This window comes from Streptomyces sp. 3330, assembly GCF_031456635.1.
Taxonomy (GTDB): Bacteria; Actinomycetota; Actinomycetes; order Streptomycetales; family Streptomycetaceae; genus Streptomyces.
The window spans coordinates 311,824-324,926 of record NZ_JAVDVA010000004.1 but is presented as its reverse complement, the minus strand read 5'-3'; the positions used below and the strand labels follow the sequence as shown (position 1 = coordinate 324,926).

Below are 13,103 nucleotides of genomic sequence, written 5' to 3'. Positions count from 1 at the left end.
CGCAGCCGTGATCACCAACCCGAACAGGCACTGCACGGTCGAGCTTCAGGCCCTGCCGTCGCGGATCGGCCAGGTCCGCAGAATCGTATCCGCGCAATTGCGCTACTGGCATATGGATCCGCTCATAGACCGCGCCGCGCTCGGTGTGACGGAGCTGTTGACCAACGTCCACCTGCATGCGCAGCCCGACAAGACGTGCGTCGTGGAGATGGAGCTGCTGCTCGACCGGCTCACCGTCTCCGTGCGCGACCACGACCCGCGTCTGCCGGTCGTGGGCGTCGTCGACGACGAGACCCTCTCCACCTGCGGACGCGGCCTGGCCATGGTGGCGGCGGTGAGCGAGAGCTGGGGCGCCCGGCCGGACGGCGAGTCCGGCAAGGTCGTGTGGTTCACGCTGCCCGCGCCCGTCGCCACGCGGGAGCTGTCGGCGCGTCCGCCGCGTCGCACGCCCCGGGAGCAGGTCCCGCCGCGGTTCACGGAGGTCGTGTCCGTCGACGACCTGCGGCCCGCACATGCCCCCGCCCGGTCGGCCGTCGTCGGCTGACCGGGCGGTGACGTCACCCCCGGGGCGCGCGTCGCCCCGGGGTGTGTGCCGTCCGGGTGCGGGTCACTCCGTGGCGATGGCCCGCAGCACGTCCAGGCGGGCCGCGCGCCGGGCCGGACGCAGCCCGGCGAGGGCTCCTGCGCCGACGCCCACCAGGGCCACCACGGCGAGTCGCGCGGGCGGCAGCGCGAAGGCGAAGGCGCTGTCGCTCGACCCGTCGGAGGCCCGGACCAGCACCCAGCCGAGGAAGGCGCCGAGGACCAGGCCGCCCGCCGTGCCGAACGCGGCGACCAGGACCGACTCCCAGCGGACCATGGCCCGCAGCTGGGAGCGGGTCTGGCCGACGGCCCGGAGCAGACCGAGTTCGCGGGTGCGCTCGTGGATCGCCAGGGTCAGCGTGTTGGCGATACCGAGCAGGGCGATGAGGACCGCGAGGGCGAGCAGGGCGTAGACCAGGGTGAGCATCATGTCGATGCCGCCGGCCGACGACTGCGCGTACTCGTCGCGGGTCCGCACCTCGGGGTTGCCGTAGCGGGCCGTGACCTTCTCCACCGCGGCCTTGCCCTCGGCGGTGTCCACGCCGTCCGCGAAGGTCACCGCGAGCAGCGTGTCCGCGTCCTGGGTGCGGTGCGGGGCCCAGGCCGCGCGGGTGATGACGTAGTCGCCGGCGAGCTCGGAGCGGCCGTAGACCGCGCGGACGGTGAACGTTTCCTCGTCGCCGTCGGCGAAGGCGAGCCGGGCGGTGTCGCCGGTGGTCAGACGGCGGCGGTCCGCCTCCTGCCGGGTGATCGCGATCCCGTCGGTCCCGAGGGCGCCCAGGTCGCCCCGGACGGTGCCGAGGTCGAAGGTGCGGCGCAGCGCGACGGGGTCGGTGACGGTCAACGCCCGCCCCTTCCCGTCGACTTCCGCGACCCCCCGGCCGAGCCCGACGGCCGTGTCCACCTCGGGCAGCTCGCCGAGGGCCGGGGCGAGCCGGGGGCTGAGTCCGCTGCCGCCCGCGCCGAAGGAGGGCGTGCTGACGGCCACGTCGCCCGCGAACGAGCGGGACACGGTCTGGTCCATGGTCGCCTTGAGGGACGCGCCGAACACGGTGAAGAGGGAGACCACGGCGACGCCGATCATCAGGGCGCCCGCGGTGGCCGCCGTCCGCTGGGGGCTGCGCAGGGCGTTGCGGCGGGCGAGGCCCCCGGGGACGCCCCGCAGCCGGTCCAGCGGGCTGCCGAGGACGCGCACGGCGGTGCTGGAGGCGACCGGGCCGAGGACGACGAAGGCGATCAGCGCCAGAACGGCTCCGCCTCCCGCGAGCCACACGGAGGGCGCGACCAGGACGCCGGCGAGGGCCACCGCGACAGCCAGGGCGAGCAGGCCCGCGCCGGTGACGGCGCGGGAGCGGGAGGCGCCGGAGGAGTCCACGGCCGTCTCCCGCAGCGCGGCGAGCGGGGCGGTGCGGCCGGCCCGCACGGCGGGCGCCAGCGCGGACCCCAGGCAGACCAGGACGCCGACCAGGAGGGGGACGGCCAGCGCCAGGGCGCCGACGACCAGGTCGCCCTCGGGGAAGGGGAATCCGATGGCCGGGAACAGCGCCTGGAGACCGGCGGCGACGCCGACGCCGCCGACGAGTCCGGCGGCCGAGGCGCTCACCGCGACCGCGGCGGCCTCGACGAGGGTGGCCCCGGTGACCTGCCGGCGGGAGGCGCCCAGCGCACGCAGCAGGGCGTTCTCACGCGCGCGTTGGGCCACGACGATCGCGAACGTGTTGTGGATGGAGAAGGTCGCGACCAGCAGGGCCACGCCGGAGAACACCAGGAGGAAGGTGGTGAAGACCGTCAGGAACCGGCCGGCGATCATGTCGGTGTTCTCCTGCGCCGCCTCCTGGCCGGTGATGGCCTCGACGCCGTCGGGCAGGACGGGAGCCAGCCGGTCGACGAGCTCCGCCTGGCTCAGTCCCGGGGCGGCGCGCACGACGAGGCGCGTCGCCCGGCCGGGCCCGGCGGTCAGGTACTTCTCGGCGTCGGCGCGGGTCATGCCGGTGAAGGTCACCTGGGCCATGCCGTCCTCGCCGCCGAAGGTCGCGAGTCCGACGATCGTCACGCGCACGGGGTCGGGGGTGCGCAGCGTGGTGGTGTCGCCGATCTCCAGGCCGCCCTTCCCGGCGGCGCCCCGGTTGACGACGACCTCGCCCGAGCGGGCCGGTGCCCGGCCCTCCGCGAGGCGGTAGGGGTTGAGCTGCGTGTCGGTGATCCAGTTGCCGGCGAGGGTGGGCGGGCCCTGGCCGCCGATCGGTCGGCCGTCACCGCCGACGAGCTGGCCCGCGCCCTGGATGTCGGGGGCGACGGCCGCGACGCCGGGGACGGCCGCGACGGTGTCGGCCAGGGCCGTCGGGACGGGCTGTCGCACGCCCTGACTCTCGCCGGGGGTGGTGATGGCGTCGGCGCCGCGCACGACGGCGTCGGTGCCGGTCGTCGCGTCGCCGAACATCGAGTCGAAGCCGGCGCGCAGGGTGTCGCCCATGACCAGGGTGCCGGCCAGGAAGGCCACGCCGAGGAAGACGGCGAGGAAGGTTCCGGCGAAGCGGCGCCGGTGGGCGCGCAGGGACGCGAGGCTCAGCCGCAGGGACGCGCTCATGACGGCACCTCGAAGGCTTTCAAGCGGTCCAGGACGCGGTCGGCGGTCGGCGACTCCATCCGGTCCACGAGCCGTCCGTCGGCGAGGAAGACGACCTCGTCGGCGTGGGCGGCGGCGACCGGATCATGGGTGACCATGACGACCGTGCGACCGGTCCTGCGGACGGTGCGGGCGAGCAGGCCGAGCACCTCTCCCCCGGCGCGGGAGTCGAGGTTGCCGGTGGGCTCGTCGGCGAAGACGACGTCCGGCCGGCCGGCGAACGCCCGTGCCACGGCGACGCGTTGCTGCTGGCCGCCGGAGAGCTCGGAGGGCCGGTGGTGGAGCCGGTCGCGCAGCCCGACGACGTCCACGAGGGTGTCGATCCACTCCGACTCGCCCCGCTCGCCCGCCAGGTCCAGCGGGAGCCGGATGTTCTCCTCGACGGTCAGGGTCGGCACCAGGTTGAAGGCCTGGAAGACGAAGCCGACCCGGTCGCGGCGCAGCAGGGTGAGGCGGCGGTCGTCGAGCGTGCGCAGTTCGGTGCCGCCGATGTACGCGGTGCCCGAGGTGAGCGTGTCCAGGCCGGCGGCGCAGTGCATCAGGGTGGACTTGCCCGACCCCGACGGGCCCATGATCGCAGTGAACCGCCCGGCCGGGAAGGCCACGCTCACCCCGTCCAGGGCCCGCACGGCGGTGTCGCCGACGCCGTACACCTTCACGGCGTCGACGACCCGCGCGGCGTTGCGCGTGTCCGTGGCGGCGGTCGCGGTGCTCATGCCCCACCGCCCCGGCCCGTGCGGCCGAACTGCTCGTCCAGGACGGACAGCCGGCGCCAGTACTCGTCCTCGTCGATCTCGCCGGAGGCGAAGCGACGGCCGAGGACGGCGAGCGGCGAGTCACCGGTGGGCCGGGGGTCGCCGACCGCGCCCCACGGACCGCGGCGGCCCCGCCACGCCGTGCGGCGCAGGAGCGTGACGACGCCCACGACCACGGCCGCCCAGATCAGCGGGAAGAACAGGATCCACGGGCCGGGTCCGCCGCCGTCCCAGTTCGCCAGGGTGTTCATCTCGGGTCATCTCCTCGGTGATTCCTTGTGATGCCTCGAGAGTCCCGCCGGGCGGGGGTCCGGGTCGTCGTACGGCCAGCGGCACTGCGCATACCCCGGCGGGAGTACGCGCGCGTGTCCCGGCTGCTCCCCGGGGGTCGTCCCCCGGGCTCGACTTCTGTACCTACTGGTATGTACAGTCGGCCCATGAGCACTGCGGAGCGGCTGATCGAGTCCACCCGGGAGCTGCTCTGGGAGCGCGGCTATGTGGGGACCAGCCCCAAGGCGATCCTGGAGCGCGCGGGCGCCGGGCAGGGCAGCATGTACCACCACTTCAAGGGCAAGCCCGACCTCGCCCTGGCGGCGATCCGGCGGACGGCCGACGAGATGCGGGCCACGGCCGAGGGAGTACTCGACGGGCCGGGCACGCCGTACGAGCGCATCGAGGCCTACCTCACGCGTGAGCGGGACGTGCTGCGCGGCTGTCCCGTCGGGCGGCTCACGATGGACCCGGAGGTGGTCGCGAGCGACGAGCTGCGCGAGCCCGTCGACGAGACCATCGACCGGATCCGGGAACGGATCGCGCACCTCGTCGAAGAAGGCAAGGAGCAGGGCCGGTTCGGGCCCTGGCTGGACGGCGAGGCGATCGCCGCGACTGTCGTCGCGACCGTGCAGGGCGGCTATGTGCTGGCCCGTGCGTCCGGTTCGCCGACCGCCTTCGACGCGGCTGTCCGCGGGCTGCTGTCGCTGCTCGCCCCCCGGCCGGCCGTGTAGGAGGCCCGATGCACGCCATGCAGTACGACATCACGCTGCCCGCCGACTACGACATGGACACCCTCCACGCGCGCGTGTCCCGTGTCGGCCGACTCCTCGACGACTGGGAGGGCCTCGGCCTCAAGGCGTACCTGGTGCGCGCACGCGGTGTGCACGGTTCGCCGGTCAACCAGTACGCGCCGTTCTACCTCTGGAACACCGTCGAGGGTATGAACGCCTTCCTCTGGGGAGGCGGCTTCCAGCGGCTGAGCGACGACTTCGGGCGCCCGACGGTCCGTCAGTGGACCGGTCTGGCGTACGAGGAGGGCGTCGCCGCCGGGTCCCCCGCCCTGTTCGCCGTACGGCGGCGCGTGCCGCTCCCGGACGGGGTCGCGCTGTCCGCGGCGGCGCGGGACGCGGCGGCGGAGGCCGGGCGGCTGGCGCGGGAGGAGGGCGCGGTGCTCGCGGCGACGGCGGTGGACACGAGCCGCTGGGAGAGCGTGAGCTTCTCGCTCTGGGAGCACGGCACGCCGAAGGCCGACGGGGAGCTGTTCCGCGTGCTGCACCTGTCGGCGCCGGGGCGGACCGCCCTGCCCGGGGGCCGGCAGTGGTGAGTGCGGCGCGGACCGTGCTGGGGGACCTGCCGGCGGAGCGGCTCGGCGTGTGCGACGCGCACGACCACCTGTTCGTCGGCCGGCCGGGCAGGAGCTGAACAGCCGCTCCGCGGCCCTGGCCGAGCTCGCCGCCTTCCGCGCAGGGCGGCGACGCCGTCGTGCGGTGGACGCCGTACGGGCTCGGGCGGCGCGCGGCCGATCTGCCGCGGCTGTCCCGGGGAGGGCCGGGGGGCACGTGGTGGCCGCGACGGGGCTGCACCAGGACGTCCACTACGACGCGGCGACGCCCGGCGGTCTGCGGCGCCGGCTCGCCGAGGCGTTCGTGGCCGAACCGACCGAGGGCATCGGGACCTCGGGGGTCCACGCCGGTCTCGTCCAGGTCGCGGGCGGGTTCCACGCCCCTCGACGCGCACACCCGCTGGACCATGACCGCCGCGGCCGAGGCGCATCACGCGACGGACGCGCCGATCGCCGTCCACCTCAAGCCGGGCACCGGCGCGCTCGACGTGATCGCCCTGCTGTGCGGCGAGTCGGGCGTGCCGGTGCACCGGGTGATCCTCGGCCATCACCACCGCGCTGCCGACGCGGTGGTGCACCGGCAGGCCGCCGAGGCGGGCTGCCGGCTCGCCTTCGGCGGCCCGTCCCGCGCCCACCACGCCACCGACCGGCGGATGCCGGACGCCGTACGGGCCCTGGCCGGCGCCGGTTTCGGCGACCGGCCGGCGCTCGGCGGCGACACCACGACGGCCGCGGCCCGCTCGGTCGGCGGCGGCCCCGGCATGCCGTATCTGCTCCGCCGGGTCAGGCCACGGCCGGCTCGCCGTGGGCGCGGAACTCGTGGCGCGGATCCTGGCGGAGAACCCGGGACGGGCCTTCGGCGTCGAGTGGCGCTGACGCCGGGCCCGGCGCGGGCGTTCAGGTGGACGCCTGGTCGCTGTCCTTGAGGGCGCCCCAGCCGTGCCAGCGGTCGATCTCGATCCAGGCGCTGACACGGGGGCGGACCCGGTCGGGGTACGGCTTGCCCGTGTAGTGGGTGGAGATGCGGTCGATGTCGGCCAGGCCCTCGTCCTCGCGCAGCTCGGCCACCCGTCCGATGAGGGTGACGTGCGTGTACCAGTCGTCGGAGTCGAGGACCGTGAGGGTCACGCGCGGGTCGCGGCGCAGATGCCGCAGACGGACCCGGCCCTCGTCCAGGCTGATCAGGACCCGCCCGTCCTCCCAGAGGTACCAGGTGGGGGTGGAGACGGGGGTTCCGTCGGAACGCAGGGTCGCCATCACACAGGGGTGGGGGCCGCCCAGCAACGCGACGGCCTCGGGCGGGAGCGGGGGCTTGGACACGGGGATCTCCTCGCGGTCGGGGTGTCTCGCGGTTGGGGTGTCCGGCGGTGCGGTGTCTCGCGGTTCAGGCGTTCTCGTCGAAGCTGGCGAAGTAGGCGGCGGCCATGTCCTCGTCGCCGTGGCCCTGGGCAGCCGCCCGCTCCAGACGCTCGGCGCTCGCCGCCGCGACGTCCAGGCGGACACCGTGCCCACGACCGGCCTCGACGATCAGCCGCGCGTCCTTGGCCGCCGTCGCGACCGCGAACTGCGGCGGCGAGAGCCGGTCGTCGAGGATCAGGCCGGTCTTTGCCTTCAGGTACCCCATGTCGAGCGGACCACCCGCGATCAGCCCGAAGAACGCGTCCGGGTCGACGTCCAGGGACTGCGCCAGGGCGAGGACCTCGCCGGCCGCGGCGGTGGCCGCGATGACCCAGCTGTTGGCCACCAGTTTCAGGCGCGTGGCGCTGCCCTCGCCGCCGTCCTCGCCCGTCCACACCGTTCGCGCGCCCACCGCGTCGAACACCGGCGCCACCGCGTCGCGGTGCTCGCTCGGGCCCGCCGCGAGCACGGTCAGCTGACCGGCCTCGGCGGGTTGCCGGGTGCCCAGGACGGGCGCGTCGAAGAAGACCAGGTCGTGTGCGTCGGCAAAGGCCGCCAGGTCGCCGATGGCCCCCGTCCCGGCGGTCGTCGACTGCACCCAGGCCGCTCCCGCCCGCAGGCCGGGCACGGCCTCGCGCATGACCTCCAGGGCAGCGGGGCCGTCGTAGAGCATGGTGAGGACGACGTCCGCACCCTCGGCCGCCTCGGCGGGGGTGTCGACGACGGTGACGCCGTCCGCGGTGAGCGGCTCGGCCTTGGCCCGGGTGCGGTTCCAGGCGCGCACGGTGTGGCCCGCCCGGGCGAGGTTGCGGGCCATCGCCGCGCCCATGATGCCGGTGCCGAGGACGCTCACGGTCAGTTCGTCTGTCATGGCCTCAACCTACTTCGACGCGGCGCCGACCAGGCCGTCCAGCCACGCCTGGTGGCCGAGGAGCCGCCGCGCAGCACGCTCTTCCTGGTCCAGCGTCCCGGCAGCGAGGCCGAGCCGGATGTGCTCCGGGTCCGCGACCGGCTGCGGGCGGCGGCGCGGGACTGGTAGCGACGGGCGGGACGGACCCGGCACCGACGACGGTGGGCCGGCGGCGATGACGGCCGGACACCTCCTTCCCGCCCGCCCGCGGTACCAGCGACTCGCGCAGGCAGCCGACCGCACCGGCCGCCTTACTTGACCGTTCGTTCTCGTTTGATCTAGCGTCACCCCATGCCCAGGACCAAGGAATTCGACCCGGACGCAGCCCTCCGGTCGGCGCTGGAGCTGTTCTGGCGGCGCGGCTACGAGGCCACGTCGATGGCGGACCTCGTCGCACACCTGGGCATCGGCCGCGCCAGTCTCTACGCGACCTTCGGCAACAAGCACGCTCTGTACCTGAAGGCGCTGGACCGGTACGGCGAGACGTACCAGCCGCTGCTCCTGGACGAGTTGTCGCAGCCGGGGCCGGCCCTCCCCGCGGTACGTGCGGTCGTTCGGCGGTTCGCCGCGGAGGCGACGGACGAGGCGAGCCGGGCGTACGGGTGCCTCGTCACCAACACGGCGGCGGAACTGGCCCCGCACGACGCCGCGTCGGCCCGCCGGGTCGAGCGGAGCTGGGAGCATCTGGAGACGCTGCTGGAGTCGGCGCTGGTGCGCGCGCGGGCGCAGGGCGAACTGCCGGCCGGGCGCGATCCGCGCGGTCTGGCGCGCATGCTGCTGGTCCTGCTCCAGGGACTGCGGGTGGTCGGCAAGGCCTCACCCGATCCCGCGCGGGTGCGGGACGCGGCGGAGCAGGCGCTCACCCTGCTGGACTGACCGCCCAGCGGCCCGCCCGCACCGGCGGGGGCCCGTGGGGCGTATCGACCTGCCCGAATACTGGAATGATCGGTCTTGAAAGGACTGTCATGTCTCGGAACCGCTTCTCCGGCCGCACCGCGCTCGTCACCGGTGGTGGCTCCGGCATCGGACGCGCCCTCGCCCTGGCGTTCGCCGCCGAGGGCGCCCGGGTCGTGGTGGCCGGGCGTACCCGCGCCTCGCTCGTCACCGGTGGTGGCTCCGGCATCGGACGCGCCCTCGCCCTGGCGTTCGCCGCCGAGGGCGCCCGGGTCGTGGTGGCCGGGCGTACCCGCGCCTCGCTCGACGAGACGGCCCGGCTCGTCGAACGGGCCGGCGGGACCGCGCTCGCCCGGGTCGCCGACGTCTCGCGCGCCGCGGACCTGGACGCGCTCGTCCGGGCGGCCGTCGACCGCTTCGGCTCACTCGACGTCGCCGTCAACAACGCGGGGATCCTTCGGGCGGGACGGCCGCTCGCCGACGTCGACGAGGAGGACTGGCGGTCCATGGTCGACACCAACCTGACCGGCGTCTTCCTCGCGCTGCGCGCCGAGGTGCGGCAGATGCGGACGCAGCCGGGCGGCGGCGCGATCGTCAACGTGTCGTCCGACATCGGCGTGCACCGGCAGATCCCGGGCCTGACCGCGTACGCCGCGAGCAAGGCGGCCGTGACCTCGCTGACCCGAGGCGCCGCGCTGGAACACCTGGGCGACGGCGTCCGGATCAACGCCGTCAGCCCCGGCCCGTCCGGGACGGCCATGTCGCTGCGGCCCGGCGAGTCCGAGGAGGAGCGCGCCCTGCGGATGAAGGAGCAGTCACCGCTGGGCCGGGTGTCCTCGACCGAGGAGGTGGCCCAGGCGGTGCTGTATCTCGCCTCGGACGACGCCGCGTCCGTCGTGGGCGCCGACCTGGTGATCGACGGCGGGGCCGCGCTGTAGGCGGGCCCCACGGGTGACCGCGCGGGCGGAGGGGCGGCGCCGCGTCTCACAGGGGGCCCAGCGCCCCCAGCGGGTCGTCCAGCACCGGCTGCCAGGCCAACTCGGCAGCGCCGACCAGGCTGTTGTGATCGAGGGAGCAGGCCAGGATGGGGACGCCGCCGCTGCGGCCCCACAGGCTCCGGTCGGCCACGACGGCGCGCAGCCGGTCGGGGTCGGCGTCGAGGAGGGTGCGGTGCAGCCCCCCGAGGATGATGCGGTCCGGGTTGAGGATGTTCACCAGGCCCGCCAGGCCCAGGCCGAGCCGGTCGATCAGGGCCTCGGCGGCCATGCGGACCACCGGGTCGCCGGACTCCTCGCGGATCAGCTCGTTGGCCTGCTGGAGCAGGGACCCCTCGGGGCCGGGCTCGCGGCCCGCCGTGGTGAGAAGGGCGAGCGGGTCCGCCTCGACGTCGAGACAGCCCCGGCCGCCGCAGTAGCAGGGGCGGCCCTCGGGGTTGACGGTGAGATGGCCGACCTCCAGGGCGAGGCCCGAACTGCCCGTGTGCAGACGGCCGTCCAGTACCAGCGCGCCGCCGACGCCCCGGTGCCCGGTGGCCACGCACAGCAGGTCGCGGGCGCCGCGTCCGGCGCCGTGCCGGTGTTCCGCGAGGGCGGCGAGGTTGACGTCGTTGCCCACGAACCCGGGGCCGGTCAGACCTGCGGCCCGGATCCGCTCGGCGAAGATCTCCCGCACGGGCGCGCCCACCGGCCACGCCAGGTGGAGGGGGTTGAGGGCCAGCCCCTCGGGTTCGGTGACCGCGGACGGCACCGCGAGTCCGGCGCCCACACAGGTCCGGCCCGTCTGCCGCAGCAGGTCGGCGCCGGCGTCGACGGCGGCGCCGAGCACCTTGGCGGGGTCGGCGTCGACGGTCTCGCAGCTGGGCGTGGTGGCGACGATCCGGCCGCCGAGACCGACCAGCGCGGCCCGGAACCCGTCGGCGTGGACCTGCGCGGCAAGGGCGACGGGGCCTTCCTCGGCGACCTCGAGCCGGTGCGAGGGACGGCCCTGCGAACCGGCGGCGGCGCCCGGCCGTGCGTCGACGCGGATCAGGCCCAGCGCCTCCAGCTCCGCGGCGACCGCGCCGGCCGTGGCACGGGTGACGCCGAGCTCGGCGGTGAGCACCGCGCGGGTGGGCGCCCGTCCGGTGTGCACGAGCTCCAGCGCGGGTCCGAGCGCACCGCGCCCCCGGTCCAGCCGCGCTCTGGAGGTGGTCCCATCCCCCGCCGGCCGGGGGTCCGCCTTGCCGCTCATGAGGGCGAGTCTCCCATGATCCGTTCCTCAGCTGGCGTCGGGGAAGCCGCTCACCCGCAGGGTGATGTTCAGCCGTCCGGTCAGGCCGAGGCCGGGCGGCGCCGTGCCCGGCAGGACCCGCGGCACCCCGTGGTACGCGAGCCGCGACGGCCCCCCGAACACGAACAGGTCGCCGCTGCGCAGCTCGACGTCGGTGTAGGGCCGGGTCCGGGTCCGCGGGTTGCCGAAGCGGAAGACGCAGGTGTCGCCGAGACTGAGGGAGACCACGGGCGCGTCGGACTTCTCGTCGGCGTCACGGTGCATGCCCATCCGGGCGTCGCCGTCGTAGAAGTTGATCAGTGCGATGTCGTACGCCACGTCCCGGGCCCGCTCGGGTCCCAGCGCGTCGGCCACCGCGCGCCGGCCCAGCTCGCCCAGCCAGCCGGGGAAGGGCTTGACGGGCGCGCCGTCACCGTCGCTGACCGTGCGGGCGTAGGCGTACGGGTACCAGTGCCAGCCCAGGCAGACCTGCCGGGCGGTCATCGTGCCGCCGCCGGGTGTGCGGACCGTGCGCAGGCCGGCCGGCGGGCGGGCCCAGTCCCGGCAGGCCTCGAGCAGCTCGCGCTGGTGTGCCGGGTCCACCCAGTCGGGCACATGCACCGCGCCCGGCGCGACCTGCGCCCGTTCCCGCGGAAACAGCTCGGAGTCCATGCACCCATCCTGCGCCATGGGTCCGACACCGGGCCTGAGCTGCTGCTCGGTTAGCCTTGAGGCACGATGAACGACCGTATGACGACGCCGTGGGGCGAGGTCACGCTGGCCCGCCACCCCGAGGATCCGCGAGAGACGCTGCGTGCCTGGGACGCGTCCGACGCGTACCTGCTCAGACACCTCGCGGAGCGGGAGGTCCCGCCGACCGGCACGGTGGTGGTGCTCGGCGACCGCTGGGGCGCGCTGGTCACGGCGCTCGCGGCGCACCGCCCGACGCAGATCACCGACTCCTGGCTGGGGCAGGAGGCGACCCGGGCCAACCTGGCGCGGGCCGGCGTCGAGACCGGCGCGGTCCGGCTGCTCACGACCCAGGACCCGGTGCCGGAGCGGATCGACGTGCTCCTGGTCCGGGTGCCCAAGAGCCTGGCGCTGCTGGAGGACCAGCTGCTGCGGCTGGCGCCCGCCGTGCACGCGGAGACGGTCGTCGTCGGCACCGGCATGGTGAAGGAGATCCACACCTCGACGCTGCGACTGTTCGAGCGGATCCTGGGGCCGACCCGGACCTCGCTCGCCGAGCAGAAGGCCCGGCTCATCTTCTGCACCCCGGATCCGTCGCTGCGCCGTCCGGTCAACCCGTGGCCGTACGCCTACGACCTTCCCGACGACGTGGGCGGCGCCCTGTCGGGCCGTCCGGTCGTCAACCACGCGGGCGTGTTCTGCGCCGACCGGCTCGACATCGGCACCCGGTTCCTCCTGCGGCACCTGCCGGCGACCAGCGGCACCCGGCGGGTCGTCGACCTGGGCTGCGGCAACGGGATCGTCGGCACGGCGGTGGCGCTGGCCAACCCCGAGGCCGAGGTGCTGTTCACGGACGAGTCGTTCCAGGCGGTGGCGTCGGCGGAGGCCACGTACAAGGCGAACGGGGTGCCGGGGCACGCCGAGTTCCGGGTCGGGGACGGGCTGGCGGGGGTGGCGGACGGCAGTGCGGACATCGTGCTGATCAACCCGCCGTTCCACTCCCACCAGGCGACGACGGACGCCACGGCCTGGCGGATGTTCACGGGGGCGCGGCGCGCCCTGCGGCCCGGCGGCGAGCTGTGGGTGGTGGGCAACCGGCACCTCGGCTACCACGTGAAGCTGAAGCGGCTGTTCGGCAACAGTGAACTGGTCGCCGGTGACCGGAAGTTCGTGGTGCTGAAGGCGGTCAGGAGAGGGTGAGTCCGGCGCCGGTGACGGTCCGCTCCACGGTGCGCGCCGTGGCCTCCCGTCCCACGCCCGGGTAGAGGTGCGGCCGTCGACGGCGTCCGGGTGCGCTGTCGGACGGTCGCGGATCGCGCCGGCCGTCGCCTGGTCGAGCGCGCTGCCGATGTCGACGTTGGCGATGCCGTCGTGACGGCGGCCGTC

The 13,103-nt window shown here is 75.0% G+C and carries 13 protein-coding genes and 1 pseudogene; 7 read left to right on the top strand and 7 right to left on the bottom strand.

From position 1 onward, the window contains the following. The first annotated feature begins 7 nt into the window (after positions 1–7). Positions 8–544: an ATP-binding protein gene (locus tag J2X68_RS09510; RefSeq protein ID WP_310432024.1), complete on the top strand. Its 537-nt coding sequence runs from the start codon at positions 8–10 to the stop codon at positions 542–544. Between the two features lie 63 nt (positions 545–607). On the opposite strand, the gene J2X68_RS09505 is transcribed toward J2X68_RS09510, so the two are convergent. From J2X68_RS09505 to J2X68_RS09495, 3 genes are read right to left on the bottom strand one after another with little or no spacing between them, the layout of a single operon-like run. Next, positions 608–3,169 (bottom strand): FtsX-like permease family protein, encoded by a 2,562-nt coding sequence (locus tag J2X68_RS09505; RefSeq protein ID WP_310432023.1) that lies wholly within the window; start codon positions 3,167–3,169, stop codon positions 608–610. Further along, positions 3,166–3,924 (bottom strand): ABC transporter ATP-binding protein, encoded by a 759-nt coding sequence (locus tag J2X68_RS09500; RefSeq protein ID WP_310432022.1) that lies wholly within the window; start codon positions 3,922–3,924, stop codon positions 3,166–3,168. The genes J2X68_RS09505 and J2X68_RS09500 overlap by 4 nt, the downstream gene beginning before the upstream one ends. After that, positions 3,921–4,214, bottom strand: a complete 294-nt coding sequence (locus J2X68_RS09495) for an SHOCT domain-containing protein (RefSeq protein ID WP_310432021.1) — start codon at positions 4,212–4,214, stop codon at positions 3,921–3,923. The genes J2X68_RS09500 and J2X68_RS09495 overlap by 4 nt, the downstream gene beginning before the upstream one ends. 186 nt (positions 4,215–4,400) lie before the next feature. Here J2X68_RS09495 and J2X68_RS09490 point away from each other — a divergent pair, with 186 nt between their 5' ends. The 3 genes and pseudogenes from J2X68_RS09490 (at position 4,401) to J2X68_RS09480 (ending at position 6,454) form a co-directional block, all read left to right on the top strand. Then, positions 4,401–4,967 (top strand): TetR/AcrR family transcriptional regulator, encoded by a 567-nt coding sequence (locus tag J2X68_RS09490; RefSeq protein WP_310432020.1) that lies wholly within the window; start codon positions 4,401–4,403, stop codon positions 4,965–4,967. Positions 4,968–4,975: 8 nt separating this feature from the next. Continuing rightward, positions 4,976–5,560 carry a DUF4865 family protein gene (locus J2X68_RS09485; RefSeq protein ID WP_310432019.1) on the top strand — a complete coding sequence of 195 codons (585 nt, stop codon included), beginning with the start codon at positions 4,976–4,978 and terminating at the stop codon, positions 5,558–5,560. Next, a pseudogene (locus J2X68_RS09480) lies at positions 5,557–6,454 on the top strand (phosphotriesterase). Before J2X68_RS09485 ends, J2X68_RS09480 begins: the two are co-directional and overlap by 4 nt. A gap of 21 nt (positions 6,455–6,475) precedes the next feature. Here J2X68_RS09480 and J2X68_RS09475 read toward each other — a convergent pair. Both J2X68_RS09475 and J2X68_RS09470 read right to left on the bottom strand, forming a co-directional pair. Next, the gene (locus tag J2X68_RS09475; RefSeq protein WP_310432018.1) at positions 6,476–6,898 is read right to left on the bottom strand and encodes a PPOX class F420-dependent oxidoreductase; all 423 of its coding nucleotides are present in this window, start codon (positions 6,896–6,898) and stop codon (positions 6,476–6,478) included. Positions 6,899–6,962: 64 nt separating this feature from the next. After that, the gene (locus tag J2X68_RS09470; RefSeq protein WP_310432017.1) at positions 6,963–7,847 is read right to left on the bottom strand and encodes an NAD(P)-dependent oxidoreductase; all 885 of its coding nucleotides are present in this window, start codon (positions 7,845–7,847) and stop codon (positions 6,963–6,965) included. Between the two features lie 330 nt (positions 7,848–8,177). Here J2X68_RS09470 and J2X68_RS09465 point away from each other — a divergent pair, with 330 nt between their 5' ends. Together J2X68_RS09465 and J2X68_RS09460 are read left to right on the top strand one after the other, a co-directional pair. Beyond that, positions 8,178–8,762, top strand: coding sequence for a TetR/AcrR family transcriptional regulator (locus J2X68_RS09465; protein WP_310432016.1), 585 nt, complete (start codon positions 8,178–8,180; stop codon positions 8,760–8,762). Positions 8,763–8,851: 89 nt separating this feature from the next. Further along, complete coding sequence (locus J2X68_RS09460; RefSeq protein WP_310432015.1) at positions 8,852–9,718, top strand: glucose 1-dehydrogenase; 867 nt, start codon at positions 8,852–8,854, stop codon at positions 9,716–9,718. A 46-nt stretch (positions 9,719–9,764) separates the two neighbouring features. On the opposite strand, the gene J2X68_RS09455 is transcribed toward J2X68_RS09460, so the two are convergent. Together J2X68_RS09455 and J2X68_RS09450 are read right to left on the bottom strand one after the other, a co-directional pair. Then, positions 9,765–11,009 (bottom strand): ROK family protein, encoded by a 1,245-nt coding sequence (locus tag J2X68_RS09455; protein ID WP_310432014.1) that lies wholly within the window; start codon positions 11,007–11,009, stop codon positions 9,765–9,767. A 27-nt stretch (positions 11,010–11,036) separates the two neighbouring features. Continuing rightward, entirely contained in the window at positions 11,037–11,699 is a 663-nt protein-coding gene (locus tag J2X68_RS09450; protein ID WP_310432013.1) for an alpha-ketoglutarate-dependent dioxygenase AlkB, read from the bottom strand. A gap of 78 nt (positions 11,700–11,777) precedes the next feature. Between J2X68_RS09450 and J2X68_RS09445 the strand changes: the two genes are divergently transcribed. After that, complete coding sequence (locus J2X68_RS09445) at positions 11,778–12,917, top strand: methyltransferase (RefSeq protein WP_310432140.1); 1,140 nt, start codon at positions 11,778–11,780, stop codon at positions 12,915–12,917. The last annotated feature ends 186 nt before the right edge of the window (positions 12,918–13,103 follow it).